This window comes from Pseudomonas sp. XK-1 (assembly GCF_038069885.1).
In the GTDB taxonomy this organism is placed as follows: Bacteria; Pseudomonadota; Gammaproteobacteria; order Pseudomonadales; family Pseudomonadaceae; genus Aquipseudomonas.
This window is the reverse complement of record NZ_JBBPES010000002.1, coordinates 276,980-303,524: the sequence shown is the minus strand read 5'-3', so window position 1 is coordinate 303,524 and position 26,545 is coordinate 276,980. Positions and strand designations below refer to the sequence as shown.

At 63.9% G+C, this 26,545-nt stretch carries 29 protein-coding genes; 9 read left to right on the top strand and 20 right to left on the bottom strand.

Annotation, left to right across the window (positions count from 1 at the left end; genetic code table 11):
• Positions 1-100 precede the first annotated feature (100 nt).
• Positions 101-2,503 (top strand): xylulose 5-phosphate 3-epimerase, encoded by a 2,403-nt coding sequence (locus tag WMW70_RS07085; protein ID WP_341436815.1) that lies wholly within the window; start codon positions 101-103, stop codon positions 2,501-2,503.
• Positions 2,504-2,695: 192 nt separating this feature from the next.
• On the opposite strand, the gene WMW70_RS07080 is transcribed toward WMW70_RS07085, so the two are convergent.
• A complete protein-coding gene (locus tag WMW70_RS07080; protein WP_341436814.1) occupies positions 2,696-3,094 on the bottom strand; it encodes a quorum-sensing-regulated virulence factor family protein in 399 nt (132 codons plus the stop codon).
• A gap of 183 nt (positions 3,095-3,277) precedes the next feature.
• On the opposite strand from WMW70_RS07080, the gene WMW70_RS07075 reads away from it, so the two are divergent.
• Positions 3,278-3,988, top strand: a complete 711-nt coding sequence (locus tag WMW70_RS07075; RefSeq protein WP_341436813.1) for a tRNA-uridine aminocarboxypropyltransferase — start codon at positions 3,278-3,280, stop codon at positions 3,986-3,988.
• Between the two features lie 28 nt (positions 3,989-4,016).
• On the opposite strand, the gene WMW70_RS07070 is transcribed toward WMW70_RS07075, so the two are convergent.
• Complete coding sequence (locus tag WMW70_RS07070; protein WP_341436812.1) at positions 4,017-4,913, bottom strand: DMT family transporter; 897 nt, start codon at positions 4,911-4,913, stop codon at positions 4,017-4,019.
• A 199-nt stretch (positions 4,914-5,112) separates the two neighbouring features.
• On the opposite strand from WMW70_RS07070, the gene erdR reads away from it, so the two are divergent.
• Both erdR and WMW70_RS07060 read left to right on the top strand, forming a co-directional pair.
• The gene (gene erdR, locus WMW70_RS07065) at positions 5,113-5,763 is read left to right on the top strand and encodes a response regulator transcription factor ErdR (protein WP_341436811.1); all 651 of its coding nucleotides are present in this window, start codon (positions 5,113-5,115) and stop codon (positions 5,761-5,763) included.
• A gap of 62 nt (positions 5,764-5,825) precedes the next feature.
• Entirely contained in the window at positions 5,826-6,191 is a 366-nt protein-coding gene (locus tag WMW70_RS07060) for a diacylglycerol kinase (protein WP_341436810.1), read from the top strand.
• A 60-nt stretch (positions 6,192-6,251) separates the two neighbouring features.
• On the opposite strand, the gene WMW70_RS07055 is transcribed toward WMW70_RS07060, so the two are convergent.
• Positions 6,252-7,178 carry a LysR family transcriptional regulator gene (locus WMW70_RS07055; protein ID WP_325504456.1) on the bottom strand — a complete coding sequence of 309 codons (927 nt, stop codon included), beginning with the start codon at positions 7,176-7,178 and terminating at the stop codon, positions 6,252-6,254.
• 109 nt (positions 7,179-7,287) lie between these two features.
• Between WMW70_RS07055 and fpr the strand changes: the two genes are divergently transcribed.
• Positions 7,288-8,067 (top strand): ferredoxin-NADP reductase, encoded by a 780-nt coding sequence (fpr, locus tag WMW70_RS07050; protein WP_341436809.1) that lies wholly within the window; start codon positions 7,288-7,290, stop codon positions 8,065-8,067.
• A 101-nt stretch (positions 8,068-8,168) separates the two neighbouring features.
• Here fpr and WMW70_RS07045 read toward each other — a convergent pair whose 3' ends face one another.
• The 13 genes from WMW70_RS07045 to WMW70_RS06985 form a co-directional block, all read right to left on the bottom strand.
• Positions 8,169-9,551, bottom strand: a complete 1,383-nt coding sequence (locus WMW70_RS07045) for a diguanylate cyclase domain-containing protein (RefSeq protein ID WP_341436808.1) — start codon at positions 9,549-9,551, stop codon at positions 8,169-8,171.
• A 135-nt stretch (positions 9,552-9,686) separates the two neighbouring features.
• On the bottom strand, positions 9,687-10,106 hold the full coding sequence (locus WMW70_RS07040; protein WP_341436807.1) for a VOC family protein: 420 nt from the start codon (positions 10,104-10,106) through the stop codon (positions 9,687-9,689).
• Positions 10,107-10,199: 93 nt separating this feature from the next.
• Positions 10,200-10,895 carry a tRNA (N6-threonylcarbamoyladenosine(37)-N6)-methyltransferase TrmO gene (gene tsaA, locus WMW70_RS07035; RefSeq protein ID WP_341436806.1) on the bottom strand — a complete coding sequence of 232 codons (696 nt, stop codon included), beginning with the start codon at positions 10,893-10,895 and terminating at the stop codon, positions 10,200-10,202.
• Positions 10,896-10,960: 65 nt separating this feature from the next.
• Complete coding sequence (locus WMW70_RS07030) at positions 10,961-11,749, bottom strand: DUF2182 domain-containing protein (RefSeq protein ID WP_341436805.1); 789 nt, start codon at positions 11,747-11,749, stop codon at positions 10,961-10,963.
• 2 nt (positions 11,750-11,751) lie between these two features.
• Positions 11,752-12,387 carry a DUF1326 domain-containing protein gene (locus tag WMW70_RS07025; RefSeq protein WP_341436804.1) on the bottom strand — a complete coding sequence of 212 codons (636 nt, stop codon included), beginning with the start codon at positions 12,385-12,387 and terminating at the stop codon, positions 11,752-11,754.
• A 255-nt stretch (positions 12,388-12,642) separates the two neighbouring features.
• Positions 12,643-13,413 (bottom strand): SDR family oxidoreductase, encoded by a 771-nt coding sequence (locus tag WMW70_RS07020; RefSeq protein ID WP_341436803.1) that lies wholly within the window; start codon positions 13,411-13,413, stop codon positions 12,643-12,645.
• Positions 13,414-13,531: 118 nt separating this feature from the next.
• The gene (locus tag WMW70_RS07015) at positions 13,532-13,993 is read right to left on the bottom strand and encodes a DUF1456 family protein (protein WP_341436802.1); all 462 of its coding nucleotides are present in this window, start codon (positions 13,991-13,993) and stop codon (positions 13,532-13,534) included.
• Positions 13,994-14,044: 51 nt separating this feature from the next.
• Positions 14,045-14,755 carry an rRNA pseudouridine synthase gene (locus WMW70_RS07010; protein ID WP_341436801.1) on the bottom strand — a complete coding sequence of 237 codons (711 nt, stop codon included), beginning with the start codon at positions 14,753-14,755 and terminating at the stop codon, positions 14,045-14,047.
• A gap of 307 nt (positions 14,756-15,062) precedes the next feature.
• On the bottom strand, positions 15,063-15,764 hold the full coding sequence (locus WMW70_RS07005; RefSeq protein WP_341436800.1) for an ABC transporter ATP-binding protein: 702 nt from the start codon (positions 15,762-15,764) through the stop codon (positions 15,063-15,065).
• Positions 15,764-16,531 carry a high-affinity branched-chain amino acid ABC transporter ATP-binding protein LivG gene (livG, locus tag WMW70_RS07000; RefSeq protein ID WP_341436799.1) on the bottom strand — a complete coding sequence of 256 codons (768 nt, stop codon included), beginning with the start codon at positions 16,529-16,531 and terminating at the stop codon, positions 15,764-15,766. Before livG ends, WMW70_RS07005 begins: the two co-directional genes overlap by 1 nt.
• Positions 16,528-17,781 (bottom strand): high-affinity branched-chain amino acid ABC transporter permease LivM, encoded by a 1,254-nt coding sequence (locus WMW70_RS06995; protein ID WP_341437044.1) that lies wholly within the window; start codon positions 17,779-17,781, stop codon positions 16,528-16,530. The genes livG and WMW70_RS06995 overlap by 4 nt, the downstream gene beginning before the upstream one ends.
• 11 nt (positions 17,782-17,792) lie before the next feature.
• Complete coding sequence (gene livH, locus WMW70_RS06990) at positions 17,793-18,716, bottom strand: high-affinity branched-chain amino acid ABC transporter permease LivH (protein ID WP_325504435.1); 924 nt, start codon at positions 18,714-18,716, stop codon at positions 17,793-17,795.
• Between the two features lie 123 nt (positions 18,717-18,839).
• Positions 18,840-19,967 carry a branched-chain amino acid ABC transporter substrate-binding protein gene (locus WMW70_RS06985; RefSeq protein WP_341436798.1) on the bottom strand — a complete coding sequence of 376 codons (1,128 nt, stop codon included), beginning with the start codon at positions 19,965-19,967 and terminating at the stop codon, positions 18,840-18,842.
• A gap of 284 nt (positions 19,968-20,251) precedes the next feature.
• Here WMW70_RS06985 and WMW70_RS06980 point away from each other — a divergent pair, with 284 nt between their 5' ends.
• Together WMW70_RS06980 and WMW70_RS06975 are read left to right on the top strand one after the other, a co-directional pair.
• Positions 20,252-20,569: a DUF2288 domain-containing protein gene (locus WMW70_RS06980; protein WP_341436797.1), complete on the top strand. Its 318-nt coding sequence runs from the start codon at positions 20,252-20,254 to the stop codon at positions 20,567-20,569.
• A gap of 139 nt (positions 20,570-20,708) precedes the next feature.
• A complete protein-coding gene (locus WMW70_RS06975) occupies positions 20,709-21,077 on the top strand; it encodes a DUF5064 family protein (protein ID WP_341436796.1) in 369 nt (122 codons plus the stop codon).
• A gap of 185 nt (positions 21,078-21,262) precedes the next feature.
• Here WMW70_RS06975 and phnE read toward each other — a convergent pair whose 3' ends face one another.
• From phnE to WMW70_RS06955, 4 genes are read right to left on the bottom strand one after another with little or no spacing between them, the layout of a single operon-like run.
• Positions 21,263-22,036: a phosphonate ABC transporter, permease protein PhnE gene (gene phnE / locus WMW70_RS06970; protein ID WP_445942116.1), complete on the bottom strand. Its 774-nt coding sequence runs from the start codon at positions 22,034-22,036 to the stop codon at positions 21,263-21,265.
• Positions 22,037-22,050: 14 nt separating this feature from the next.
• A complete protein-coding gene (locus WMW70_RS06965; protein WP_341436794.1) occupies positions 22,051-22,878 on the bottom strand; it encodes a PhnE/PtxC family ABC transporter permease in 828 nt (275 codons plus the stop codon).
• Positions 22,872-23,675 carry a phosphonate ABC transporter ATP-binding protein gene (locus tag WMW70_RS06960; protein ID WP_341436793.1) on the bottom strand — a complete coding sequence of 268 codons (804 nt, stop codon included), beginning with the start codon at positions 23,673-23,675 and terminating at the stop codon, positions 22,872-22,874. Before WMW70_RS06960 ends, WMW70_RS06965 begins: the two co-directional genes overlap by 7 nt.
• On the bottom strand, positions 23,672-24,535 hold the full coding sequence (locus WMW70_RS06955) for a putative selenate ABC transporter substrate-binding protein (RefSeq protein WP_341436792.1): 864 nt from the start codon (positions 24,533-24,535) through the stop codon (positions 23,672-23,674). Before WMW70_RS06955 ends, WMW70_RS06960 begins: the two co-directional genes overlap by 4 nt.
• Positions 24,536-24,688: 153 nt before the next feature.
• Here WMW70_RS06955 and WMW70_RS06950 point away from each other — a divergent pair, with 153 nt between their 5' ends.
• The gene (locus tag WMW70_RS06950) at positions 24,689-25,579 is read left to right on the top strand and encodes an NAD(P)-dependent oxidoreductase (protein ID WP_341436791.1); all 891 of its coding nucleotides are present in this window, start codon (positions 24,689-24,691) and stop codon (positions 25,577-25,579) included.
• A 144-nt stretch (positions 25,580-25,723) separates the two neighbouring features.
• Positions 25,724-26,515 carry a hydroxypyruvate isomerase family protein gene (locus WMW70_RS06945; protein WP_341436790.1) on the top strand — a complete coding sequence of 264 codons (792 nt, stop codon included), beginning with the start codon at positions 25,724-25,726 and terminating at the stop codon, positions 26,513-26,515.
• Positions 26,516-26,545 lie beyond the last annotated feature (30 nt).

The window sequence follows — 26,545 nt, the reverse complement described above, 5'->3', positions numbered from 1 at the left end:
TTCCAAGGCTGTCGTATGAGCTGGGTGGGTGTTTTGATACAGGTCAGCATCCGTCCCGATCCCTCGCTCTAGACTTGTTGCAAATCATCGGAGCACAGATATGACCCAGCTATTTCCGAGTGCCCACGAGCTTGCCGAGCATGCGCGCAGCGAGCCCGCCTACGCGGATTGGCAGCGCGGCTATGGTCCTTTGCAGCATAGCCCGCAGACCTGCGCTGCGGTCTACAGAATGGCCCAACAGCTTGTGCAGGCCGGCGTGCAACCCGATCTGGCCTGTGTCTATCGGCATTTGCGTGCGCTCGATCGGCTGACCGCGGCAGGGCTGTGGCTGGTGGTGCATATGACCTACGCCCAGCGTGTACGCCTCGATGGTAAGGCCCTGGCAGCGGCGGATTTCAAGCAGGTGCCCGAGGGGCACACCGGCGGTGCGCTTAATATGGTGCCGGCCTATGCCGGCTATCTGGCGCTGAACAGCCTGACAGGGGAGACCCGCGGTTGGCTGATGGGGCAGGGGCACTGCGTGGCGGCCATCGAGGCGCTCAATCTGCTGGTTGTCAACCAGCACCCGGAGCAGGCTGAACGCTACCCCTGCAGCGAAGCCGGCATGAGCCAGTTGGTGGCGGATTTCTACAGCTATGGGCAAAACGCCGAAGGTCAGGTCGATGTGCCACTGGGTAGCCACGTCAACGCGCACACTGCCGGCGGTATCGCCGAGGGCGGTTACCTGGGCTTTGCCGAATTGCAGTACGCCCATCTGCCGCTACCGGGCGAGAAGCTGGTGGCCTTCCTCTCCGATGGTGCGGCCGAGGAGCAGCGTGGCAGTGACTGGATGCCGCGCTGGTGGCGCGCCGAAGACTGCGGCGTGGCCTTGCCGCTGATGATCGCCAATGGTCGGCGTATCGAGCAGCGCACCGAGCTGGCGACCCCCGCAGGGCTGGAAAACTTCCGCGAGCACCTGCGTCATTGCGGCTTTGATCCTATGAGTTTCGATGGCCGCGATCCGGCCGCCTTTGTCTGCGCACTGTGGGAGATGGAGCAGCGCCTGAGTCATCGAGTGCAGGAGCTGCGCGATGGCGTGCTGAGCTACCCGCTGCCGGTGCCCTACGGCATCGCCGAAACGCTCAAGGGCTTCGGCTTCTACGGCGCGGGCAGCAATGCCGCGCATAACCTGCCATTGCCGGCCAACCCGCATACCGATGCGGCTGCCCGCGAGTTGTTCAATCAGCATGCGGCGCAGCTCTGGGTGGCCGCCGATGAGCTGGCTGATGCCTGTGCGCTCTTTGCGGCCCGAGGTTCTCGTCCGCTGGAACGGGATAATCCGCTGGCGCAGTGTCGGCCGTCGCTGGCGCAACTGCCCACGTTGCAATATCACGATACGGCCTGTTCGCCGATGTCGGCGCTGGATCGCTTCTTCGTCGATCTGGTGCAGGCCAATCCGCAGTTGCGGCCCCGGGTCGGCAACCCCGACGAGCTGGCCAGCAATCGCCTGGGTGGCGTGCTCAAGGCGCTCAAACACCGGGTTACCGCGCCGGAGAGCGAGCTGGAGGCGCTGGATGGCGCAATCATTACCGCCCTGAACGAGGAGGCCGTGGTTTCCGCCTGTCTGGCCAACCAGGGCGGCCTGAATCTGGTGGCCAGCTACGAGGCCTTCTGCGTGAAGATGCTCGGTGCGGTGCGCCAGCGGATCATTTTCGCCCGGCAGCAGAAGGAGGTCGGGCGACCTGCCGGCTGGCTGGGCTGGCCGCTGGTGGCCACTTCGCACACCTGGGAAAACGGCAAGAATCAGCAGTCTCACCAGGACACCACCTTCTGCGAGGCCCTGCTCGGTGAGATGAGCGATATGGTTCGGGTGCTGTTCCCCGCCGATCACAACACGGTACTGGCGCTGCTGCCGGGCATCTACCAGGCCCGCGGCCAGCTGGCCTGCATGGTGATTGCCAAACGCGAACGGCCGGCTGTATTCAGCCGCGAACAGGCCGAGCAACTGGCGCAGGACGGGGCCATTGTGCTGGCCGAACAGCAGGGTGAGCAGCCCTTGCTGCTGATCGCCAGCGGCAGTTACCAGTTGGCTGAGATGCAGCGCGCCGCCGCTCGTCTGAGCGCCGCGGGTTGTGCCTGGCGTCTGATTTACTTGCAGGAACCGGGGCGCTTCCGTGCCCCGCGTGACCGCTGGGAGCAGGCCGCACTGGCACCCCGCGAGGTGAGCGAACGCCTGTTCCCGGCCAGTTGCCCGTACCGGGTGCTGCTGACCCATATGCGTCCGGAGGTGGCGCGGGGGCATCTGTGGCCGATTCTCGGCGACGGGCCGCGCAATGCGGTGCTTGGCTACCGTAACCGCGGCGGCACCCTGGATGAGGCCGGCATGCTGTTCGCCAATAGCGCCAGCTGGGCTCATGTGCTGCAAGCGGTTGGCGGGTTGCTGAACCGCCCCCTTGGTGATTTTCTTGCTGCCGACGAGGCGGCTGCGGTGCAGGGTAGGGGCGACCCGCGCTGCCTGCGCTAGTACGACGGCTGTGCGGTAATCGCCGTACAGCCTGGAAGGGAGGGGCAGGGCAATCGGCTGAGTCTGGAAGAGGAGTGTCTACGGCGTTTGGCCGGCGAGGCGCGCCGGTCGCACTATATGACGGCGCTGCTGGCGGATCTGCGTGCCGATGGTCAGCAGCGGCGGGCGCGCAAGGGCGGCCCCTGATGCTTACTACAGACCGCAGTCGGACTTGGTAAAGCGCTCGACCGTGACCGGTCGGTTGCTCTTGTATTCGCTGAACTCGTAGCGCAGGGCTGCGCCGCGTGCCAGCAACTGGCGATAACCCTGGTTGCGGCAGACGCTGTTGGCCAGTTGCGCCCGTACGACGTCAGGGTTGCCGCGCATCTGCCCGGCATGTTCGGCGCGTACGCTGAGGTGGTTGACCAGTTCCTTGCCGTTGACGCTATAGCCCTGGTCGAGAATGTCTTCGTTGATCGCCCGAGGGGTGCCCACGCTGCTCTCGCGCGCCACTTTCTCGAGCATCTGGCTCAGCTCGTAATCCTTCAGCGAGGCGGCCTGGGCGAAGAGGGGCAGGCTCAGGGCCAGGGTCAGGGCAGTCAAACGCAGCATGGGTTACTCCTAAGTCGGTTCGCTCCTTCGACAGGTGGGTGCCTGCCAAGGTTCAGTGCGCGTTATCTTACTCCTTACGGCGCTCGCGGGCGTACGCTGTTGGCCGCGCCCTTGTTAAACTGCCGCGCTTGCCGACCCAGGACCGAACATGCATCTTTCCCCCTACTGTACGTTGGCTGGCCAATGAGCCATGCCGTTGCCCGTTTGCGTGATGCGCGTATTGCCCGCAGCGTGAAACCCTTCCTCGCCCGCGGCAGTCGCTCGCTGCGCTGTCCGGCCTGCCGACTGGCCGAGAGTCATTGTCTGTGCGCCTGGAAGCCGCGGGTCACCGCGCAGTCGGCCATGTGCCTGCTGATGCACGATGTCGAAGCGCTCAAACCGAGCAATACCGGCTGGCTGATCGCCGACGTGGTGGCGGACACCAGCGCCTTCGGCTGGTCGCGGGTCGATGTCGATGCGGCGCTGCCGGCGCTGCTGAATGATCCGCAATGGCAGCCTTATCTGGTGTTTCCGGGCGAGTACGTCGCGCCCGAACGAGTGGTCAGCGAGGTGCGCCCCGTCGCAGGCAAGCGCCCGCTGTTTGTGCTGCTCGACGCCACCTGGACCGAGGCGCGCAAGATGTTTCGCAAGAGCCCCTACCTCGACAGCCTGCCGGTACTCAGCCTGCAGCCCGAACAGCTGTCGCGCTATCGCCTGCGTCGCTCGACCCGCGACGATCACCTGTGCACTGCCGAAGTGGCGGCGTTGTGCCTGGAGCTGGCCGGCGACCAGCATGCTGCGGACGGGCTGAACGCCTATCTGGATGTATTCAGTCAGCATTACCTGGCGGCCAAGGCACCGCGCGCGGTCGATCTGGGCGACTCCCTGCATCAGCGCCTGCAGGCGTTTTTGTAGCGCGGCAGCAATCGCGCCGGGGCTGAGGCTAGCGTGCCGGCTGGACCAGCTGGCGCGGCCAGAGCTGGGCCAGCAGCATGCCGGCAAGCATCAGTACGCAACCCAGGTAGCCGCGCAGCTCCAGGGTTTCGCCGAGGAACCAGGCTCCGGCTATGGCGGCAAACACCGCCTCCAGGGAGAAGATGATGGCCGCATGGGAGGCAATCGCGTCCTTCTGCGCCACCACCTGCAGGGTAAAGCCGATGGCCACACCGAGAATGCCGCCGTAGAGAATCGCCGGCCCGGCGACGATGATGGCCTGTAGTTGAATCTCTTCGAACAGCAGCGCCAGAGCCAGGCTGATCAGTGCACAGGTAATGAACTGGATCACGGCCAGGCGCAGCGGATCGTGGCGGCTGGCGAAGAAACCCACCAGCAGTACATGCACGGCCCAGACAAAGGCACCGGCCAGTTGCAGCCAGTCGCCGGAGGCCACCTGGAACCCTTCACCGACGCTGAGCAGAAACATGCCCAGCACCGCCAGGGTGGCTCCGAGCCAGATGCCCATACCGCTCCTGTGGCCGATAAACAGGCCCAGCAGCGGCACGATGATCACGTATAGACCGGTGATAAAGCCGGAGTTGGTCACGCTGGTGAATAGCAGGCCGACCTGTTGCAGGTTGATTCCCAGCGCCAGGGCCAGGCCCATGAGGATACCGCCCAGCAGCAGCTGGCGATTGACCGCCGGCAGGGGCGTGCTCTGCGCCCGGCCTTGCAGCAGATGCAGAACCGGCAGCAGAATCAGGGCTGCGAGGCCAAAACGCAGGCCGCTATAGAGGAACGGGCCGATGGAATCCATGCCCAGGCGTTGTGCGACAAACACTGACCCCCAGATCATGGCGGTAAGCAACATCAGTAGGTCGGCACGTAGGCTGTGGCTTGGCATTTCAGGGGGCTCTTCGGCAAAGTTGTCGACTGTGCCGCAAAGCGCCGAACTTGACCACCCCGTCATGGCTCGGCATGCTGGGTCGCTTTTATTCGGGCCGGTCCGGTTTGCCTGCCGCGCCGTATGCCAAGATGCATTGTCTACAGTGCACTGAGCAGTACCCTAGATGGGTATTCACATAACAAGAACAGGATCTGCCATGGCCGCTTTTGAAATCCTGATTGCCGATGATCACCCGCTGTTTCGCAGTGCCCTGCAACAGGCCCTGACCCTGGGGTTGGGCCCCGATGTGCGGCTGGTGGAAGCCGCCAGCATCGCCGAGCTGGAAGGCTGCCTGGAGCAGAAGACCGATTGGGATCTGGTCCTGCTCGACCTCAATATGCCTGGGGCCTACGGTTTTTCTGGTCTGGTGCTGTTGCGCGGGCAATATCCGCATATCCCGGTTGTGATGGTTTCCGCTCAGGAAGATCAGACCATAGTGGCGCGCTCCCGGGAGTTCGGGGCCAGCGGCTTTATCCCTAAATCCAGTGCCCTGGAAACCATTCAGCAAGCGGTACGTCAGGTGCTTGATGGTGAGGTCTGGTGGCCGCAGCAGACTCAGGAAGCGATTGCCCTGTCGGCTGAGGCCAAGGCCGCCAGCGCTGGCCTGGCCAGCCTCACGCCGCAGCAGTTCCGGGTACTGACCATGGTCTGCGACGGTTTGCTGAACAAGCAGATCGCCTACGAGCTGAGTGTTTCGGAGGCCACGGTCAAGGCCCATGTCACGGCGATTTTCCGCAAGCTGGGGGTGCGCACCCGCACGCAGGCGGCGCTGCTGTTGCAGCAACTGGAGTCGATTCCGGCCGGCTGAGGTGTCTATTGCGCAGTGCCTGGCGTAGCCTGCCGGCCCTTATCGGTTGTGGACAAAATCTGATGTCGCCATTCAAGGGTCAAACCGGCCTTAAACGTATCTTCAACGCTTCCGGTTATTCGCTGGCCGGCCTGCGCGCCGCGTTCAGCGGGGAGGCGGCGTTCCGTCAGTTGCTGCTGATCAATCTGCTGTTGATTCCCCTGGCCTTCTATCTGGATGTCAGCCGGGTGGAGCGCGCCTTGCTGGTGGCGGTCTGTCTGCTGGCGCTGATCGTCGAGCTGCTCAACTCGGCGGTAGAGGCGGCCATTGACCGCATCTCCCTGGAATTGCATCCGTTGTCGAAGAACGCCAAGGACATGGGCAGCGCCGCCCAGTTCACCGCCCTTGGCCTGATCGCCGCGGTGTGGGCGATTATCCTGCTGGGATAGGCTGGGTGCGCCGGGTCGCGGTTTGTTCAGGGTGGAGGACAAGGCTGCGCCATGTCGGCCCTACGCGATGGTCGGCAAGACGATCTGGTCGCTACGCTCGACGCCAGCGGTCAGTGCCCGGCACAGCTCGATAAATTCGCGCATGGCGGCGGTCTGGTACTTCTGTTTGTGCCAGATAAACCAGAATTGCCGGCGCAGGTCCAGTTGCGGGGTTTCCAGCGCCACCAGGCTGCCGCGGCGGAAGGCGTCGCGCAGGGCCAGGCGCGAAATACAGCCAATACCCAGACCCGATTCCACCGCCCGCTTGATCGCCTCGGTGTGCTCCAGTTCCAGGCGGATATTCAGGCTGCCGGGGTGATGGCGCATGGCCTGGTCGAAGGTCAGGCGGGTACCCGAGCCCTGTTCGCGCAGAATCCAGGCCTCGCGGCTCAGCTCATCCAGGCTGGCTTGCCCCCGCTGGGCCAGGGGGTGCTGGGGGGCGCAAAACACCACCAGCTCGTCCTCGACCCAGGGCTGCACCTCGATATCCGGATGCTGGCAGTCGCCTTCGATCAGGCCCATATCCAGTTGGTAATGGGCGATCTGCTGCACCACATGGGCGGTGTTGTGCACCTGCAGCTTGACCCGGCACTCGGGGTGGCGCTGCATAAAGCTGCCGATCAGCAGGGTGGCCAGGTAGTTGCCCACGGTCAGGGTGGCTCCCACGTTGAGCGAGCCGAAACCGCTCTTGCCACCCAGCAGGCGTTCGATTTCCTTGGCCTGGTCGAGCAGGGCCACCGCCTGGGGCAGCAGCTGCAAGCCCAGGGCGTTGAGGCTCAGGCGCTTGCCGGCACGGTCGAACAATTGGCAGTCGGACTGGCGCTCCAGCTCGCTAAGCGAGGTACTGGTGGCCGATTGCGACAGCGCCAGGGCGTCGGCCGCACGGGACACGCTTTCCTGCTGGGCAACGGTGACGAAGACCTGAAGTTGTCTGAGGGTAAATCGCATATCTATATAACCGATAACCTATATCTTGATTATTCACTTAACAGATATTGTGCGCCCGCCTAGAATCCATCGCAACCGCAACTATGCCAGCGCTTCTTGAGGAACCAGCATGAGCAATCTGAACGTCGAGCGCGTACTCAGCGTCCACCATTGGAACGACACCCTGTTCAGCTTCAAGACCACTCGCAATACCGGGTTGCGTTTCGAGAACGGTCAGTTCGTGATGATCGGCCTGCAGCAGGACAATGGCCGTCCGCTGATGCGCGCCTATTCGATTGCCAGCCCAAACTACGAGGAACACCTGGAGTTTTTCAGCATCAAGGTACCTGACGGCCCGCTGACCTCGCAGTTGCAGCATCTCAAGCCGGGCGACGAGCTGATGGTCAGCCGCAAGCCCACCGGCACCCTGGTGCTCGACGATCTGCTGCCGGGCAAGCACCTTTATCTGCTCAGCACCGGCACCGGCCTGGCCCCCTTTATGAGCGTGATCCAGGACCCGGAAACCTACGAGCGTTACGAGAAGGTGGTGCTGGTGCACGGCGTGCGCTACGTCAACGAAGTGGCCTACCGCGAGTTCATCACCGAGCATCTGCCGCAGAACGAATATTTCGGCGATGCCCTGAAGAGCAAGCTGATCTACTACCCCACCGTGACCCGCGAAGAGTTCGAGAATCAGGGGCGCCTGACCGACCTGATGCGCAGCGGCAAGCTGTTCCGCGATATCGGCCTGCCGCCGATCAATCCCCAGGACGACCGCGCGATGATCTGCGGCAGCCCGAGCATGCTCGACGAAACCGCCGCGGTGCTCGACAGCTTCGGCCTGAAGATTTCGCCGCGTATGGGCGAACCTGGCGACTACCTGATCGAGCGCGCCTTCGTCGAGAAGTAGGGTTCAGCCTAGTAGGCCAGGCTCGGGAAAAACCGAATGCCGCTCACTCGAAAGGGTGGGCGGCATTTTTTCTAGGCGTCTCCAGGGCCCGCCCCGGCGGACTATGACGGCGTATTGCAGCCCTGGTGTTTTTCCTGCCCCAGCTGATAGCGATTGCCGCCGTTTCTCTTCGCCAGGTACATGGCATTGTCGGCCTGGATCAGCAGCTGCTGGGGATCGGCGGCATGTTGCGGATAGAGGGCAATGCCGATGCTTGGCTGTACGCACTGCGGCTGACCCTCCAGGTCGTAGGGGTGATTGAGTGCCAGGCGGATCTTCTCGGCGACCTGGACGGCGTGATCGGCGGCATGGAAATCCTCCAGCAGCACCACGAACTCATCCCCGGCAAAGCGGGCGACGGTATCCACCTCGCGTATGCACTGCTGGATGCGCCGGGCCACCTGTTGCAGCAGCCGGTCGCCCATGGCGTGGCCGAGGGTGTCGTTGATCAGCTTGAACTTGTCCAGGTCGAGAAACAGCAGGGCCAGCTGGCGCTGCTCGCGCCGCGCCCTGGCCATGGCAATCTGCAGGCGGTCGCGCAGCAGCTCGCGGTTGGGCAGACGGGTCAGCTGGTCGTACTGCGCCATAAACTGCAGGCGGTCGAGCATCTGCAGGCGCTCGATGGCCGATGCCACCTGAGTCGAGACGAACTGCAGCAGTTCCTTGTCGTTTTTGCTGTAACGGGCGCTGTGGCAGTAGCTTTGCAGGATAAGCGCACCCATGGCCCCCTTTTGCGACTTGAGCGGCACACCGAGCCAGTCCAGCGCGGTGCAGTCGAGGGCGCGGATATGTGCGGGCAGCTGGTCGAGATTGTCCTGATTGCGCAGCAGCGTTTGGCCGCTACGTATCACCTCGGCACTCAGGGTGCGGGCGGCGAGACTGTGCGCGGCCGGTGCTGGCTGTTGTTCGTCGACGTGGTAGGGGAAGTTCAGTTGGTCATGCTGCTCATCGTAGAGCGCCACCGAGAAATTGCTCGCCGGGAGCAGTTGGCCAATGATCCGGTGTATCTCCTGGAACAGCCCGGGCAGGTCCTGGCTGCCATGTACCGCCTCGGAGATCGCATACAACGCCGCCTGTAGGGACTCGCTGCGCTTGCGCTCGCTGATGTCGTGGGCGACGGCTATGCGCAGCTGATCGTCCTCCGACCAGCGCGCCGACCAGAGGATGTGCACGACCTGACCGTCCTTGCGGATATAGCGGTTCTCGAAACGCGGCTTGCTGTCGCCCGCCATGATCTCGCTGGCGGCCTGCAGGGTTCTTTCGCGATCCTCCGGGTGAACCATGTCGATCATCGGCGTACCGATCATCTCCGCGGCGCTATAGCCGAAGATGCGCTCGCAGGCGGCACTGACAAAGACGAAATGGCCGCTCCTGTCGACTACGCAGATGGCGTCGAGGAGGAGGTCGACAAGGTTGCCAGAGGGCACAAAAGGCGTGCGTTTCATCGTCTGCGCATACTTCACTGAGACTGTATGAATGGACCTTGGGGTAAGAGGCGGATCCTGCTGCCGGCACAGTTAACCATAGGTCATGTGCCGACCGGCTGTAAGCGGTTGTAATCTTTTGTGTGGGCGGAGGGATCACAGCGGGGCGGGCGAACTGCAGCGCTGTCCGGAGATCGCCGGGTGGTAGATCGGCTGCACCTTGTTGCCGGCCGGGTCGAGCAGGTGAAAGCTGTGCGCGCCGTCGCCATGGGCGAAGGGCCGGTCGAGCAGGGTCACGCCCTGTTCCTTGAGGTAGGCATGCCAGGCGTGCAGCTCTTCGATGCTGTCGACGACGAAGCCATAGTGATCCACCGCCTGCACGCCGCTGCTGTCGGCATAAGCGCGGCCCAGGGAGAGGTTGTCGTTGCCGCAGGTCAGGTAGACCAGATCCGCGTTGGCGCGGTGCAGCACCTGCATGCCGAGAATATCCACATAGAAGCGTTCACAGGCTTCCAGATTGGGAACCAGCAGGGCGATATGGCGCAGACCATTGAGGCGACCGGGGCGTTCGAGCATGGTGAGAGTCCTATTTTGTATACATATTTCTTGTAAATATAAGACAAAATTGCTGGTTGGCCTATCCGCGCGTACAGACTGGCACGAACTGGATCAGCCGGCCGGCACGACTTCCAGCACACGGATGCTGCCCGGCTGCGGGTAATGCCAGTGCACATCGACATCCCAGAAGCGCACGCCATAGCGGCGCTCCGGGACAGGTTGCTGGTAGGCCGGGCGTGGGTCCTGGGCCAGGCACTGTTCGATCAGCTCGGCCAGAGGCTCGCCCAGACGCTGGCCATGGCTATGGGCCTGGGTCAGCGCGCTGTCTTGCCAGCTGACATCAATCAACGCTGGTGCGCTGTCGGCGATACGGTTATAGGCCGCGGCCACGCTGTCGGCATAGGGCACGTAGGGTTTGATATCCAGCACCGGGGTGCCGTCGAGCAGGTCGATGCCCGATAGCCACAGCTTGCCGGGCTCGACCCTGTCCAGCTTGACCACCGACTGGCCGATGCCGTTGGGCCGATGAGTGGCGCGGGTGCTGAACACCCCGACCGACTGGTTGCCGCCCAGGCGCGGCGGACGCACCTTTAGCCGCGGCTTGTCTTCCAGGGCCTGGTGAAACAGAAACAGCAGCCAGACATGGCTGACCTGCTCCAATCCCTGCACCGCATCGCCGTTATCGAAGGGCGCAACCAGTTCCAGTACACCACGGGCCGCCGGGGCGAGTTGCGGTTGACGGGGAATGGCGAACTTCTCCTTGAAGCAGGAGCGGACAAAGCCGATGGGCGATACGGAGTAGGACATGGCGGCGCGGCTGATGGGGGCGGGGCGGCCATCTTAACCCGCAATACGCGCCGCCGCGCAGGTCGCTAGCCGAGCAGCAGCAACAGGCTCCAGGCGATCAGCAGCAGCCCGCCCAGGCGTGCAAGCCAGGGGCCCAGGGGCAGGGTCTTCTCCAGCAGTACATAGGCGGCGAGCAGGGCTACCCATAGCAGGTTCATCACACCGACCACGAACAGCAGGCCCATCAGCGCCCAGCAGCAGCCCAGGCAATACAAGCCGTGGGCCAGGCCCATGCGCCAGCCACCGAGTGGGCCGGGTTGCCAGTAGCCGAGGAGAAAGTGCAGCGGCCCGCGACAGTGTTCCAGGCAGACCGCCTTGTGCGGCAGCCACTGGTAGATACCTGCCACCAGCAGCAGGGCGGCCGCCAGCAGGGTACTGCTGCTGCGCATCTCGGGGCTGAGCAGGGCGAGTTGTTCAAGGGCCCATTGCAGGGCCGTGGCGGTCAGGGCGAAGCCGACCCATACCAGGGCATAGGCGGCGCAGAACAGCAGCAGGGCCAGGTGACGGCGCGCCGTCGGCATGCGCTTGCGCAGCAGTTGCTGATAGAGCAGCAGCATGGGCAGGGCGCTGGGCAGCATCATGCCGATCATCATCACCGCCCACATGGCGAACATCAGCAGGGCATCGCCCAGGCTCCAGGGCATGAGCATGCCGGCCATCGCGGCGTCGGCCATGCCGCCGGGGCCGCTCATGTCGCTGGCCATGCGTTGCAGCGCCAGCCAGGCCAGGGCAATCAGCGCGAGCAGGCAGAGAAGGAACAGCAGCTGTTCGCCGCTTAGTCGCCTGCTCGCCATGGCGGTCTGCAAGCCATTCACCTTCAGGGCTCTACGCCATGGCCGGTAAAGTTCACATGGGCCAGGTGGCTGTGGCTGTCCTTGGCCTGCAGCTTGAGCGCGGCATGGGTCTGGAAGCTGCCGCTGGCCACTTCCGCCTCGAGGAACTCGAAGCCATTGGGCAGGGCGATTCGGGCGCGCTGGGGTGAGCCGTCGACGGGACTGCGGATCGGTTCGCCGCTGGCCTGCAGCACGCCTGGAATGTCCAGGTGGGCGATGCGTTGGTCGACGTCGAGCGACAGGCTGATGGGCACGAACAGCGGCTCGAACATCTCGCTCATGGTGCTGCTGAATACCTGGAACACGTTGACCCCGGGCTCGCTCTCCTGGCCGGAGAGAATGGTCAACAGGGCTTGGCGTTGTGCCTCGTCGGCACGTTCATCGATAAACACCTGGCAGCTGCCATTGCCTTTATGGATGGCCTCCGGCCAGGAAAAGGTAGCGGCCCAGCACAGGCCGTCGAGCGCCACTTGTTCGAAGTGCCCGCGCTCGATGCGCATCGATGCCACCGCCTGGCAGTTGCCGTGGGTCGGCGGTGCGCTGAATTGACAGGGGCAGCCCCAGTTGCAGTTGCAGGCAATGAATTCGACGCCCTGCATGCGCCAGTCGGCGATAGCCATGACCAACCTCTTTCCCCCCGCTGACGAAACGAAAGTTGTTAGCTGTCCCCCTCGATAAGTTAACGCTAGCAGAGCCCGCTGGCTGGACGCAGGCGGCCGACCAAAGGTCGGGCCTGCCCGTGGGCGCTGTAGTGGCCTGTACGGCGAGTGGGTTAACTCAAGTTCGGATGACTGAGGTTCTGAGGCGAGGAGCAGCAACGCAGTATCAGGGCCTCAGGAGCCGAAATTGACTAATTGAACTCGCCACACAGGCCACTAGAGGTGGAAGCCGCCGTCGATGGGAATGATATTGCCGGTCATATAGGCCCCAGCGGTGCTGGCCAGGCTGATCGCCAGGGCGGCCATTTCTTCCTCGCGGCCCCAGCGCTGCATCGGGATCAGCGCGCAGTCTTCGGCCATGGCCGCATCGTCCTGGGCGATAAACTGGGTCATCTTGCTCGGGAAGCGCCCGGGGGCGATCACATTGACGTTGATATGCTGGCCGACCAGCTCGCGGGCCAGCATGCGCGACAGCTGATGCAGGGCGGCCTTGCTCGGGCCATAGGCGTAGGCGTCTTCGCCGTGGGAGGTAATGCCGGCGACCGAACCGATATTGATCACCCGCGCCGGGCTTGCCGCGTTGCCGGCCTTGCGCAGCAGCGGCAGCAACTGCTGGATGCAGCTGAACACCGACGTGACGTTGAGCTGCATGACCTTCTCCCAGCCCTTGGCCGGGTAGCTTTCCAGTGGCGCGCCCCAGGTGGTGCCGGCGTTGTTGACCAGAATATCCAGCTGGTCGAGGCTGCCGCTCAGCTGCGCGGCCAGGGCCTGCACGCCTTCCTCGCTGGCCAGGTTGGCGGCGATGCCGTGACAGGTGCCGAAGGCCGACAGCTCGGCGGCGGTCTGGGCGCAGGCTTCGCCGTCACGGGCGCAGACGTAGACCGTTGCGCCTGCTTCGAGAAAGGCTTTGGCGATCATCTTGCCGATACCGCGGGTGCCGCCGGTAACCAGAGCGGTGCGGCCTTGCAGGGAGAAATAAGGGTGCATGGCGAGTCCTTTTAACGGATGAGTGCCACTACCCTAATCGTCCGACCGCGCCATGGCAGTCATCATTGCCCCCGGAAATACGCCGCCATGCGGTCAGGCATGGCAGCTTGCCGCCGACTTAGCCGCGCACGCGCAGGGTCAGGCCCTTGAGAAAGTTGCGCAGAAACTGGTCGCCACAGGTGCGGTAGTTGCTGTGGCCGAACTTGCGAAACAGTGCGCTCATCTCCGGTTTTGAAACCGGGCAGTCGACGCTGTTCATGATGGCGTGCATATCGTCTTCCTTCAGCTCGAAGGCCACGCGCAGTTTCTTCAGCACCATATTGTTGGTCACCGGCAGCTCGAACGGCTGGGGCGGACGACTGTCGTCCTTGCCGCGCTTGAAGTACACCAGGCCGTCCAGGGCGTGGGCCATCAGCTCGTCGTCGCAGGCGACAAAGCCGTCTTCATCTTCCTTCTTGAGCATGGCCGCGAGGTCGTCGAGGGCAACCTGCTTGCCGCTGAGCTGGATGATTTCGCTCAGCTGCGCATCGCTGACGTCGAGCATATAGCGCAGGCTGCGCAGTACATCGTTATTAAGCATGGGGGTGTCCTGAAGAGGGCTGCCACACAGGCGGCGGCAGCTGAAAAATAGTTAGAAGCGTTCTTTCGCTGCCAGGTAGCGCCATTGTCCCGGCTGGACCTTGGCCATCGGCACTCCGCCGATGCGGATGCGCTTCATGCCCAGCACCTTGAGATCGACGCTGTTGCACATAAAGACGATCTGGCCGGGAAGAGGGTTCTTCAGGGCGAAGCGCAGGCGGGTTTCGTTCTGCCAGCTGACCTTGCAGGGGGGCAAGGCCACACCGTTGAAGATCAGGCCGTGAGCCAGGCGCTTGAGCTGGCTGGCGCTCAAGGTGCCCACGACCTCGACCACGTATTCCTGCTCCAGCTTGCTCAGGTCTTCCTTGAGCTTGCGCTCGATGCGCCAGTCCTGGGTCAGTACGTGCAGGCCATCGGCCCCGGCCTGCAGTGGAATGCAGGAGGTGAGGCGGGCGAAATGGCTTTTCAGCGGGCGGATGCCCGAGCCGTCGTCGGGCCAGTGGCTGGCCGGGCTGATGCTTTCTACGGCGCGATCGGGCGAGTGGCCGTTGGGTACATTGAGCAGCAGGGTGACCGGCTCGACCGGGGTCAGCACGGCATTGGGCAGCAGCTCGACGCGCTGTTCGGCGACCTTGAATTGCGGTTCTTCCACCACCACGCCATCCACCGTGACCCAGCCGCCTTCGATATAGAGTTCGGCCTCGCGGCGCGAGCAGCCGATCTCTTCGATCAGGCGTTTGGACAGGCGTATCGGGTCGGTCATGGAAGCACGCATCGGCAAAAAAGGGCGACCATTGTAACTGGCCGGGCGCGCGATGCACGCAGCAATGGGCGAACGGCGGGCGGCGAAGATAAATAAATGGCCGTGAGCCATTTTTAACGTCGCGCAACGACGGCCCAAAGGGTGGCCACCATGGATGGCCGGCCATAAAAAATGATCGGGAATCATTTTTAACGTCGCGCAGCGACGGCCCGCAGGGTGGCCGCCAGGGATGGCAGGCCATAAAAAACCGCTCCGAGGAGCGGTTTCGATTGAGCAAGGTAAGTTTAAAAACCTAGCGCAGTAGTTTTTAGCCGCCCAGGTAGGCGTCGCGTACCTTCGGGTCGTTGAGCAGATCATGGCCGCTGCCCTGCATTACGATCCGGCCGTTCTCCAGCACATAGCCACGGTCGGCCAGCTTGAGCGCCTGGTTGGCGTTCTGTTCGACCAGGAACACCGTTACACCGTCCTTGCGCAGCTGTTCGATGATGTCGAAGATCTGCTGGATGATGATCGGAGCCAGGCCCAGGGACGGCTCGTCGAGCAGCAGCAGCTTGGGCTTGCTCATCAGTGCACGGCCGATGGCGAGCATCTGCTGCTCGCCGCCGGACATGGTGCCGGCACGCTGGGCAAAGCGTTCCTTGAGGCGTGGGAACAGGTGCAGCACCTTGTCCATCTGTTCCTGATTGTCGGCCTTGCTGCCGAAGAAACCGCCCATCACCAGGTTTTCTTCCACGCTCAGGCGCGAGAACACCCGGCGGCCTTCCGGCACCACGGCGATGCTCTTGCGCATGATGTCCGGGGTGTCCTGGCCGATCAGTTCCTCGCCCTGGTAGCGGATGCTGCCGCTGCTCGCCTGGGGCGAACCGCAGAGGGTCATCAGCAGGGTGGATTTACCGGCACCGTTGGCTCCGATCAGGGTGACGATTTCGCCCTGGCGTACTTCGACGTTGACGTCATGCAGCGCCTGAATCTTGCCGTAGAAGGTGGAAACATTCTCGAAATACAGCATCAAGCTTCCCCCAGGTAGGCTTTGATCACGTCCGGGTTTTCGCGGATCTGCTCCGGCGTGCCGTCGGCCAGGGGCGTGCCCTGGTTGATCACATAGATATGGTCGGAAATGCTCATGACCAGCTTCATGTCGTGCTCGATCAGCAGCACGGTGACGTTATGTTCGTCGCGTAGCATACGAATAAGCGCCTTGAGGTCGTCGGTCTCGCGCGGGTTGAGGCCGGCGGCCGGCTCGTCGAGCATCAGGATGCTCGGCCGGGTCATCATGCAGCGGGCGATTTCCAGGCGACGTTGCTGACCGTAGGCGAGGGTGCCGGCCGGGCGGTTGGCGAATTCGGTCAGGTTGACCTGTTCCAGCCAGTGCGCGGCGTATTCCATGGCCTCGCGTTCGCTCTTGCGAAACGCCGGGGTCTTCAACAGACCGGCGATGAAGTTGGTGTTGAGGTGGCGATGCTGAGCCACCAGCAGGTTTTCCACTGCAGTCATGTCCTTGAACAGGCGCACGTTCTGGAAGGTGCGCACCACGCCTTTACGGGCGATCTTGTGGCCGGGCAGGCCTTCGATCTGCTCGCCGTTGAGGCGGATGTTGCCGCTGGTGGGCTGGTAGAAGCCGGTCAGGCAGTTGAACACCGTGGTCTTGCCGGCACCGTTGGGGCCGATCATCGACACCACCTGCCGCTCGTTGACCTGCAGGCTTACCCCGTTGACGGCCAGCAAGCCGCCGAAGCGCATGGACAGGCCGCTTACTTCTAGAATCGGGCGGCTCATTGTTTCAGCTCCAGGTGCGGGCGTTGCATGGGCAGCAGGCCCTGCGGACGCCAGATCATCATCAGTACCATCAGGGCACCGAACATCAGCATGCGGTACTCGTTGAATTCCCGTGCCAGTTCCGGCAGCAGGATCATCACGATGGCCGCCAGGATGATCCCCAGTTGCGAGCCCATGCCGCCCAGTACGACGATGGCGAGGATGATCGCCGACTCGATAAAGGTGAACGACTGCGGGCTGACCAGGCCCTGGCGCGCGGCGAAGAAGCTGCCGGCGAAACCGGCGAAGCAGGCACCGAGGGTAAAGGCCGAGAGCTTGATTGCGGTGGGGTTCATGCCCAGAGCGCGGCATGCAATCTCATCTTCGCGCAGGGCTTCCCAGGCGCGGCCGATCGGCATGCGCAGTAGGCGGTTGATCACGAACAGGGTCAGCAGCACCAGCACCAGGGCGATCAGGTAGAGGAATATCACCTTGTTGATCGAGTTGTAGGCCACCCCGAAGTACTCGTGGAAAGTCTGCATGCCCTCGGCTGCCTTGCGGTCGAACGACAGGCCGAACAGGGTCGGCTTGGGGATCGAACCGATGCCGTTGGGGCCGCCGGTGAGCCAGGTCATGTTGTTCAGCAGGATGCGGATGATCTCGCCGAAACCCAGGGTGACGATGGCCAGGTAGTCGCCGCGCAGGCGCAGCACCGGGAAGCCCAGGATAAAGCCGAAGAACGCCGCCATCAGGCCGGCGATCGGCAGGCAGATCCAGAAGCTCAGGCCGAAGTAGAACGACAGCAGCGCATAGCTGTAGGCACCCACGGCGTAGAAGGCCACGTAGCCGAGGTCGAGCAGGCCGGCCAGACCCACCACGATGTTCAGACCGAGACCGAGCATCACGTAGATCAGGATCAGGGTGGCGATATCCACCGCCCCGCGCGAGCCGAAGAACGGCCAGGCCAGCGCCACCACGATCAGCGCAAGAACGACCCAGCGCTGGGTCGAGGGCAGGGTGAGGAACTCGCTGGCCTTGCCCGGCATGCTGGGCAGCTTGGGCGCGTGGCTCCAGGCGGCGCGTACCTGGTCACGGAACAATTGCCAGAAGAACATGGCAATGGCGCAACCGCCGATGGTCCACAGCGCCGCCGGGCTGGCCCCTTCTACCTGCAGCTTGATGCCGATGGTGGAGAGCTTCAGACCCAGCACCGGGTAGGCCACGGCCAGCACCAGCAGGGCGCTGAAGAACGCGATCTTGAAGTTTTTCATGGTTGGCGAACTCATACCTTTTCAACCTCCGGACGACCAAGGATGCCGGTCGGGCGGAACAGCAGCACCAGTACCAGCAGGCTGAAGGCCACCACGTCCTTGTACTGGTCGCCGAAGATATCGGCACCGAAGGCTTCGGCCACGCCCAGCAGCAGACCGCCGAGGACCGCGCCGGGGATGCTGCCGATACCGCCCAGTACCGCGGCGGTGAAGGCCTTGATCCCGGCGAGGAAGCCCAGGTGCGGGTTGATCACGCCGTACTGCATGCCCAGCAGCACCGCCGCCACGGCCGCCAGGGCAGCACCGATAACGAAGGTCAGGCTGATGATGTTGTTGGTATTGATGCCCAGCAGGTTGGCCATCTTCAGGTCTTCGGCGCAGGCCCGGCAGGCCCGGCCCAGACGCGAGCGGGAGATAAACAGGGTCAGGCCGACCATGGCCAGGAAGGTGACGACGAAGATCAGTACCTGCATATAGGAAATCACCACGCCGTTCATGGCGCTTTCCCCGAGCACGAAATTGCCTGGCAGGGGGTTGGGGATGGCCTTGTCCTTGGAATCCTGGGACAGCAGTACAAGGTTCTGCAGGAAGATCGACATGCCGATTGCCGAGATCAGTGGGATCAAGCGATTACCGCCGCGCAGAGGGCGATAGGCGACCCGTTCGATGCTGTAACCGTAGGCGCTGGCGACAATGATGCTGGCGGCAAAGCCGGCGATCATCATCAGCGGCAAGCTGTCCAGGCCGAACATGGCCAGGCCGGCGATCACGATAAAGACTACATAGGAGCCAATCATGTACACCTCGCCGTGGGCGAAGTTGATCATGCCGATGATGCCGTAGACCATGGTGTAGCCGATGGCAATCAGGGCATAGGTACTGCCAACGGTCAGGCCGTTGATCAGCTGTTGCAGGTAGTGATAAAGATCAGGCATTGCCTAACTCCTGGGTCGTCACGCACGTCAGCGCTTGTGGCGCAGAGTGAGACCGGAATTCTTCTAATAAACAAAACCCACTGCGGTGCAGTGGGCTTTGGGTTCAGGCGGGAAGCCGCGTTATCAGTTCAGCGGCGCTTCGGTCTTGCTGCCGTCCTGGTGCCATTCGTAGACCACGAAGCTGAAGTCCTTCAGGTCGCCCTTCTCGTCGAAGCTGAGCACCCCCGTAGGGGTGTCGAAGCTGTTGGCGCGCAGGGCTGCGGCTACCTTGGCGGTGTCGGTGTCGCCGGCTTTCTCGATGCCTTCGGCAATTACCTGCACGGCGGCGTAGGCCGGGAACACGAACGGGCCGCTGGCGTCTTCGTTCTTGGCTTTGAATGCTTCAACCAGCGCCTGGTTGCGTGGATCCTGATCGAAGGATTTCGGCAGGGTGACCAGCATGCCTTCGGAAGCCGGGCCAGCGATGGCCGAGATTTCCTTGTTGCCCACGCCTTCCGGGCCCATGAACTTGGCGCTCAGGCCTTTTTCCGCCGACTGACGCAGCAGCAGGCCCAGTTCAGGGTGGTAGCCGCCGTAGTAGACGAAGTCCACACCGGCTTGCTTGAGCTTGGCGATCATCGCGGAGAAGTCCTTGTCGCCGGCGTTGATGCCTTCGAACAGGGCGACCTTGGTGCCTTTGCTTTCCAGGGTCTGCTTGACCGCGGTGGCAATGCCTTCGCCGTACTGCTGCTTGTCGTGGATGACCGCAACGGCCTTGGGCTTGACGTGGTCGGCGATGTAGTTGCCGGCGGTCGGGCCCTGCAGGCTGTCCAGGCCGATGGTGCGGAACAGCAGCTCATAGCCACGGGCGGTGATGTCCGGGCTGGTGGAGGCTGCGGTAATCATCAGGATGCCTTCGTCTTCGTAGATGTCGGACGCTGGCTGGGTGGAGCTGGAGCAGAGGTGGCCAACCACGAACTTGATTTCGTCGTTGACGATCTTGTTGGCCACGGCCACGGCTTGCTTCGGATCGCAAGCATCGTCGTAGACCACGCCTTCGAGCATCGCGCCGTTGACCCCGCCGGCCTTGTTGATCTGCTCGATGGCCATCTTGGCACCGATGAACTGCATTTCGCCGTATTGCGCGACGGCACCGGTAACCGGACCCGCCAGGCCGATCTTGATGGTGTCTGCCGCTACCGAGTAGCTGGCAACGCCGGCCATGGCCATGGCGGCAAACAGTTTGGAAATCTGCTTAGTAGCCTTGTTCATAGTGCTCCACTCTTATTGATTTTCGTTGTTGTAGTTCTGGCGGCCAAAGCTGCAGAACCGGGATTTCCCCCCGGTCATACCCCCGGCAACTTTACCGCTGCAGTGTAGAGCGCGGCTTTGCGCCTTGAAAAGCCGCTAGCTGGGGGCAAAACCCAAGGGTGTCGCGTTATTGCAATAAACGTATAGAAAAACGGCGTGTCTTACGTGCCGTTGCCGTCGTCGCTGACCGGCTGACGCTATTATGGCGACCGATCTGTAAACGGCCATCCACGACAGGGCAATCCATGAATGAACAACCTAGCACCCTCTATGCCAAGCTGCTTGGAGAAACTGCACCTATTAGCTGGCAGGAACTGCAGCCGTTCTTTGCCCGCGGTGCCCTGCTGCTGGTCGAGGGCAGCCAGGATCTGATCGCAGTGGCCGAGGCCGTGGCGCAGAACGATCAAGGCCGGGTCGCTGCCTGGCTGGAGGCTGGCCAGTTGCGCCGTGTCGACGATGACTGCGCCGCCGACCTGTTGCAGCGCGATCCGCAGCTCTGGGCCGTGGTAGTGGCCCCCTGGGTGCTGGCCCAGGAGCGCACGGTGGCCCCAGCGCTGCACTGATCTGGCGCGCAAGCCCCGCGCCAGGGGGCTGCGCTCGGGCATGCAGATGTCGGCGGAGCGGTTATGCTGAGGTTCCAGTGCCTGTTGCCCTTGTCCGATCAGGCGGCAACAGGTTCGGCAACCAGGAGGGAGAACGACCATGTTCGAACCAGGACACCTGCACCGCGCCAACCAGTTTGCCAGTGCCGATCAGCCCGTATTCAGCATCGACCTCTATTACGAGGTGCGCCAGGACCCGGTAGAAGGGGCGATGCTGCATATGCGCATGGTCGGCGAAGTGGCGGGCAAGGCCTTCGAGGAGCAGTTCGAACTGCACCGCGATACCGCCTTCAACTTCGCCAGCGTCGCTACCCGCTTGGCGCAGAAGCATGGGCTACCGACCAGTCACAGCATGATCATGCGTGGCCATGGCGAGTACGACCAGATGTTCGAACATATCCGCAGCATTCTGGGAGCCCATAGCGGCGACCCGGTGGATCTCGATCATCTGGAAAAAGATGGGTTCTAGGATGCTGTGAGGTAGTCCGGGGAATTAGATTGCCGTATGACCGCTCCCGGATTGTATCCGGGCTGCGAAGTGCGTGTTTATAGGGGGCATGGCACAGCCTTGTGCACCGCCGGCGGCCAGATGGCGGACAAGCCTTTGGCATGTCCTCCCTACGAGATTGCAGGTCTTGCGCATAAAGCTTGGATTTACGCGCTGACCCAGCGCTGGCGTACCCAGCCGCTGAAGGCGTCGACCGCCAGCACCAGCAGCAGCATGGCCAGGATCACCGTCGCCGCCTGGGCTTGCTGGAACAGGCTGAGGCTGACGTAGAGCATCTGCCCCAGGCCGCCGGCACCGACGAAGCCGAGCACGCTGGCCATGCGGATATTGTTTTCCCAGCGGTACAGCGAATAGGCGATCAGCTGCGGCCAGATGCAGGGTAGGGTGCCGTAGCAGAAGGCCGCGATATGACCGCCACCGCCCAGGCGGATCGCCTCGGCCGGTTCGGTCGGACTGTTCTCCAGGGCCTCGGCGAACAGCCGGCCGAGCACTCCGCTGGTGTGCAGGGCCAGGGCCAGGGTGCCGGCATTCGGCCCCAGACCCGCGGCCAGCACCACCAGGGCCGCCCATACCAGCTCGGGAATCGCCCGCAGGGCGTTCAGCAGCAAGCGCGCCAGGCTCTGGGCCAGCCAGCCAAAACGGCCGGCTGCCGGCAGGGCCAGCAACAGGCCGAGCAGGGCCGCCAACAGGGTGCCGAGCGCCGACATGGCCAGGGTTTCCAGCGCGCCGAGGCCGATGGCCCGCATGTGGGCCGACGAGAAGTCCGGGCTGAGGAAGCTGCCGGCGTAGCGGCCCATCTGGCTCAGGCTGTCGCCCTGAAACAGCGCGCCGAGGTCGATGCCCAGGTAGCGGAAGGAGGCGACGACCGCCGTCAGCAGTGCCAGCAGCAGGCCGTAGTTGAGCAGGGTCGAGGTGCGCAAGGGCGGGCTCGTTTTCATAGCAGGCGGGTGCGCAGCAGGCGGCTGATCTGGTCGGCCAGCAGCACCAGGGCGAGGAAGGTCAGCAGCATGCTGGCCACTTCGCCGCCGGCGAACATGCGCATCGACAGGTCGATCTGCTGGCCCAGGCCGCCAGCGCCGACGAAGCCCATCACCACCGAGGCGCGGATCGCGCATTCCCAGCGGTACACCGTGTAGGACAGCATCTCGGCGGCGGCACCCGGCAGTACGCCATAGGCGAAGGCCGCCAGACGCGGGCTGCCGGCGACCAGCAGGGCGCGACTGGGGCGCGGGTCGACCGACTCGAAGATCTCCGCATAGACCTTGCCCAGCATGCCGCTGTAGGTGATGGCGATGGCCAGCACCCCGGCGGTCGGGCCCAGGCCCACGGCGCGCACGAACAGCAGCGCCCAGACGATCTCCGGCACGCTGCGCAGCACGATCAGCAGGCCGCGCACCGGCCAGCGCAGCGCCTGTGCCCACCAGGCCGGGCGACCGCCCCTGTGCACAGCGGAAAGCGACAGCGCGCGGCTGGCCAGCAGCGCGCCGGGTATCGCGATCAACAGCGCCAGGGCCATGCCGGCGGTGGCGATAGCCAGGGTTTCCAGGGTGGCTTGACCGAGCAGCTGGAGGAACTCGCGATCACGGGCCAGCGGCCAGAAGTCGGCGAGAAAGCGCCCCATATTGCTCGCGTTCTGTTCATCGAACAGCACCGCCAGGTTCAGCTCGCTAAGCGTCAGACCTGGCCACAGCAACAACAGCGCCAGCAGGGTCAGGGCCAGGCGCGGCAGGACGGCCGGATCATGCAGTGCGGGTTTCAGCATCGCGGGATCTGCAGGCTGGTCTGTACTGTCGCGGGCGAGGCGGGCAGGGGTTGCAGCTGTTCGTTGGCATACAGGGTCTCGAGCTGGGCCGCACTGATGCTGGCCGGCGGCAGATCGAAGACGATACGCCCTTCGCGCACGCCGATAATCCGCGGGAACTGCGCCAGGGCCAGCTCCACCGCATGCAGGCTGGCCAGCAGGGTCATGCCGCGCCGGCTGGCCTCCTCATTGAGCACGCTCAGGGTATGCCCGGCCAGTACCGGGTCCATGGCCGACACCGGTTCGTCGGCGAGGATCAGCTCCGGAGCCTGGTACAGCACCCGGGCAATGCCGACCCGCTGCAGCTGGCCGCCGGACAGCTGATCGCAACGCTCGAATAGTTTGTCCGCCAGGTCCAGGCGCGCCAACGTGGCCTGGGCACCGGGCATATCCACCGGGTGCAGCAGGCTGAGCAGGCTCTTGCCCAGGGACCATTGACCAAGCTTGCCGGCCAGCACCGCCGTCACCACCCGCTGCCGGGGCGGCAGGGGCGGTGCCTGGTGAATCAGACCGATGCGCGCGCGCAGCTGCTGGCGCTGGCGTGCGCCGAGCTGCCAGGGGTCCTGGTCGAGCAGGCTGAGCTGGCCGCTGCTGGGCTGCAGGTTGCTGGCCAGCAGGCGCAGCAGGCTGGTCTTGCCGGCACCGGAGGGGCCGATAATGGCCAGCCGTTCGCCGCTGCCAACCTGTAGATCGATACCGCTGAGCGCAACCTGGCCGTTGGCGTGGGTCAGGCCCACGCCGCTGAGGCTGACACTCACTTCAACAGGCCGGCCGCTTCAGCTGCTTGCTCGATGCCCTGGTAGTTTTCGGCCTGGGTCGGGATAAAGCGACTGGCGGCCTGCAGGTCGAGGATCGCCTTGTGTTCCGGGTTGGCCGGGTCGAGCGCGAGGAAGGCGGCCTGGATCTTGTCGCGCAGGCCCGCATCCAGGGTGCCGCGCACGGTCCAGTTGTAATCGAAGTAGGGCGGGGTGGTGGCGATGACCTTGACCTTGTCGCTATCGACCTTGCCGGCGGCGACCAGCTTGTCCCACACGCTGGCGTTGAGTACGCCGCCGTCGGCCTTGCCGGCCTGGACCCAGGCGGCAGTGGCGTCATGGGCACCGGAGTAGGCGATGCGGCTGAAGAAGGTTTCCGGGTTGATGCCGTCCTGCAGCATAAAGAAGCGCGGCATCAGGCTGCCCGAAGTGGACGACACCGAGCCGAAGGCGAAGGTCTTGCCTTTCAGGTCCTGCAGCGAGTTCACGCTTGGGTCGGCGCTGATGATCTTGCTGGTGAATTTTTCGTCTTCGGCGCGCTGTACCAGGGGGATCGCCGGGTGCGCGGTGTCGGCGGTTTTCAGACGGGCCTGGACGAAGGTGAAACCGCCCAGCCAGGCCAGGTCGATACGGTCGGCGGCAATGGCTTCGACCACGGCGGCGTAGTCGGATACAGGGACGAACTCGACTTTCATGTCCAGCTGCTGTTCCAGGTAGGCACCCAGAGGCTTGAACTTGCGCAGCAGTTCGGTGGGGGCTTCATCGGGTATGGCCGAGACACGCAGGGTGTCGGCAGCTTGCGAAAGGGCGGCGGTAAGGCTCAGGGCAACGCCTGCAGCGACGGCCAGGGTACGTTTCAACATGGGGGTTCTCCGGTTCAATAGCGGGGAAAGCGGGCGGAGTATAAAGGGATTGTGGCGCTTGTGTGGATTGGCGCGTTGGCCTGTGATGTCAGGCAGCCGAAGTTGCCCCGCTGCGGGTTAAAATGGCCGCCTTCTTTATGCAGGAGTCCGCCCATGTCCACCTCGCTCCCCGCCCTGGCATTCGCCGGTATTGGCCTGATGGGCCTGCCCATGAGTCGTCGTCTGCTGGCTGCCGGCTACCCCCTGAGTCTATGGAATCGCACGCCGGACAAGTGCGTCTCGCTGACTGCCCAGGGTGCCTTGTGTGTGGCGAGCCCCGCGGAGCTGTGCACCGATGCCAATATCATCATGCTCTGCCTGGCCAATACCGAGGTGGTGCGCGAGGTGGTGTTCGGTCCCGGCGGCATAGTCGAGGGTGCGCGGCCCGGGCAGTTGCTGGTGGATTTTTCCAGCCTGGAACCGGCCGCCACCCGCGAGATGGCCGCCGAACTGCTGGCGCGCACCGGCATGCACTGGATGGATGCGCCGGTATCCGGCGGTACGCCGGGGGCGGCCAGCGGCAGCCTGGCGATCATGGCCGGCGGGCGCGAGGAGGATATCGAGCGGGCCCGGCCGATCCTGGCGCATCTGGGCCAGCGCCTGACGCGCATGGGCGATGTCGGGGCCGGCCAGGTGACCAAGGTGTGCAACCAGATGATCGTCGCCTGCAATGCCCTGGTGCTCGCCGAGGTGGTGGCCCTGGCGGAGCAGTCCGGGGTCGATGCCAGTCTGCTCGCGGATGCCCTGGCCGGTGGTTTTGCCGACTCCAAACCGCTGCAGATTCTCGCCCCGCAAATGGCCGCCAGCCAGTTCGAACCGGTCAAGTGGCATGTGCGCACCCTGCTCAAGGATCTGGACACAGCGGTCAAGCTGTCCCGCGAGGTTGGCGCGGCCACCCCGCTCAGCGGTCTGGCCGCACAATTGATGCGCCTGCACGGCAGCCAGGGCCATCTCGAACATGACCCCGCGACCCTGGTGCAGCTGTATCGGCAGCCCGAGGTGTGACGATGGGGATGGCCCGGTGGATAAACCGAAAATCGCCTGGTGGGTTACGTGGCGCGCAAATTCCGCGTCCGATATTGGAAATCTGCTCTGCGCCACTAACCCACCCTACAAAAGCAGGGTGTAGCTCCTGACTGGAACATCTTTATGAAAATCGCCGCCAATCTGTCCATGCTGTTTACCCAACTGCCCTTGCGTGAGCGGGTGGTGGCAGCGGCTGCCGCCGGTTTCGATGGGGTGGAAATTCAGTTTCCCTACGAGCTGCCGGCGATTGCCCTGAAAGAAGCCCTGGATGCAGCCGGCATGCCGCTGGTGCTGATCAATCTGCCGGCCGGGGATCTGATGAGTGGCGGTGCCGGCCTGGCCGCCGTGCCGGCGCGCCAGGCCGAGTTCGCTGCGGCGCTGCAGGAGGCCTTGAGCTATGCGGCCATGGTTCGCCCGGCCTGGGTCAATGTGCTGCCGGGCCGTCTGGCGGCGGGCGTCGATCCGGAGCAGGCGCTGGCCTGTTTGCAGGCCAATCTGCGCCAGGCGGCCGAGGCCTTTGGGTTATTGGGCATCGGCGTGCTGGTCGAGGCGATCAACCCACTGGACATGCCGGGTTTCCTGATCAATACCCCTGAACAGCTGGACGCGCTGCTCAGTGCGGTGGCTCATCCCAACCTGGCGGCGCAGTACGACCTCTACCATATGGCGCGCCAGGGCCTGGACCTGCGGGCGGGCATCGAACTGCTGGCCGGGCGCATCGGCCATGTGCAGTTTGCCGACTGCCCAGGGCGGGGTGTACCGGGCAGCGGCGCGCTGGATTTCGCCGCGGCTTTGGCGGCCTTGCGTCAGGTGGGCTATCGCGGCTGGCTGGGTGCCGAATATCGCCCGGGCGAGGGCGCAGGCCTGGGCTGGTTGGCCGAGTGGCGTAGCCAGGCCGCATTGCTGGCGGAGTAGGGGTCGGATTTCCCCGAGCGGCGCGACGTT

Coding starts and splice junctions, on each gene's coding strand:
- WMW70_RS07085 (WP_341436815.1), top strand. CDS start 101: ATGACCCAGCTATTTCCGAGTGCCCACGAGCTTGCCGAGCATGCGCGC.
- WMW70_RS07080 (WP_341436814.1), bottom strand. CDS start 3,094: ATGCTGCGTTTGACTGCCCTGACCCTGGCCCTGAGCCTGCCCCTCTTC.
- WMW70_RS07075 (WP_341436813.1), top strand. CDS start 3,278: ATGAGCCATGCCGTTGCCCGTTTGCGTGATGCGCGTATTGCCCGCAGC.
- WMW70_RS07070 (WP_341436812.1), bottom strand. CDS start 4,913: ATGCCAAGCCACAGCCTACGTGCCGACCTACTGATGTTGCTTACCGCC.
- erdR (WP_341436811.1), top strand. CDS start 5,113: ATGGCCGCTTTTGAAATCCTGATTGCCGATGATCACCCGCTGTTTCGC.
- WMW70_RS07060 (WP_341436810.1), top strand. CDS start 5,826: ATGTCGCCATTCAAGGGTCAAACCGGCCTTAAACGTATCTTCAACGCT.
- WMW70_RS07055 (WP_325504456.1), bottom strand. CDS start 7,178: ATGCGATTTACCCTCAGACAACTTCAGGTCTTCGTCACCGTTGCCCAG.
- fpr (WP_341436809.1), top strand. CDS start 7,288: ATGAGCAATCTGAACGTCGAGCGCGTACTCAGCGTCCACCATTGGAAC.
- WMW70_RS07045 (WP_341436808.1), bottom strand. CDS start 9,551: ATGAAACGCACGCCTTTTGTGCCCTCTGGCAACCTTGTCGACCTCCTC.
- WMW70_RS07040 (WP_341436807.1), bottom strand. CDS start 10,106: ATGCTCGAACGCCCCGGTCGCCTCAATGGTCTGCGCCATATCGCCCTG.
- tsaA (WP_341436806.1), bottom strand. CDS start 10,895: ATGTCCTACTCCGTATCGCCCATCGGCTTTGTCCGCTCCTGCTTCAAG.
- WMW70_RS07025 (WP_341436804.1), bottom strand. CDS start 12,387: ATGGCTATCGCCGACTGGCGCATGCAGGGCGTCGAATTCATTGCCTGC.
- WMW70_RS07020 (WP_341436803.1), bottom strand. CDS start 13,413: ATGCACCCTTATTTCTCCCTGCAAGGCCGCACCGCTCTGGTTACCGGC.
- WMW70_RS07015 (WP_341436802.1), bottom strand. CDS start 13,993: ATGCTTAATAACGATGTACTGCGCAGCCTGCGCTATATGCTCGACGTC.
- WMW70_RS07010 (WP_341436801.1), bottom strand. CDS start 14,755: ATGACCGACCCGATACGCCTGTCCAAACGCCTGATCGAAGAGATCGGC.
- WMW70_RS07005 (WP_341436800.1), bottom strand. CDS start 15,764: ATGCTGTATTTCGAGAATGTTTCCACCTTCTACGGCAAGATTCAGGCG.
- livG (WP_341436799.1), bottom strand. CDS start 16,531: ATGAGCCGCCCGATTCTAGAAGTAAGCGGCCTGTCCATGCGCTTCGGC.
- WMW70_RS06995 (WP_341437044.1), bottom strand. CDS start 17,781: ATGAAAAACTTCAAGATCGCGTTCTTCAGCGCCCTGCTGGTGCTGGCC.
- livH (WP_325504435.1), bottom strand. CDS start 18,716: ATGCCTGATCTTTATCACTACCTGCAACAGCTGATCAACGGCCTGACC.
- WMW70_RS06985 (WP_341436798.1), bottom strand. CDS start 19,967: ATGAACAAGGCTACTAAGCAGATTTCCAAACTGTTTGCCGCCATGGCC.
- WMW70_RS06980 (WP_341436797.1), top strand. CDS start 20,252: ATGAATGAACAACCTAGCACCCTCTATGCCAAGCTGCTTGGAGAAACT.
- WMW70_RS06975 (WP_341436796.1), top strand. CDS start 20,709: ATGTTCGAACCAGGACACCTGCACCGCGCCAACCAGTTTGCCAGTGCC.
- WMW70_RS06965 (WP_341436794.1), bottom strand. CDS start 22,878: ATGCTGAAACCCGCACTGCATGATCCGGCCGTCCTGCCGCGCCTGGCC.
- WMW70_RS06955 (WP_341436792.1), bottom strand. CDS start 24,535: ATGTTGAAACGTACCCTGGCCGTCGCTGCAGGCGTTGCCCTGAGCCTT.
- WMW70_RS06950 (WP_341436791.1), top strand. CDS start 24,689: ATGTCCACCTCGCTCCCCGCCCTGGCATTCGCCGGTATTGGCCTGATG.
- WMW70_RS06945 (WP_341436790.1), top strand. CDS start 25,724: ATGAAAATCGCCGCCAATCTGTCCATGCTGTTTACCCAACTGCCCTTG.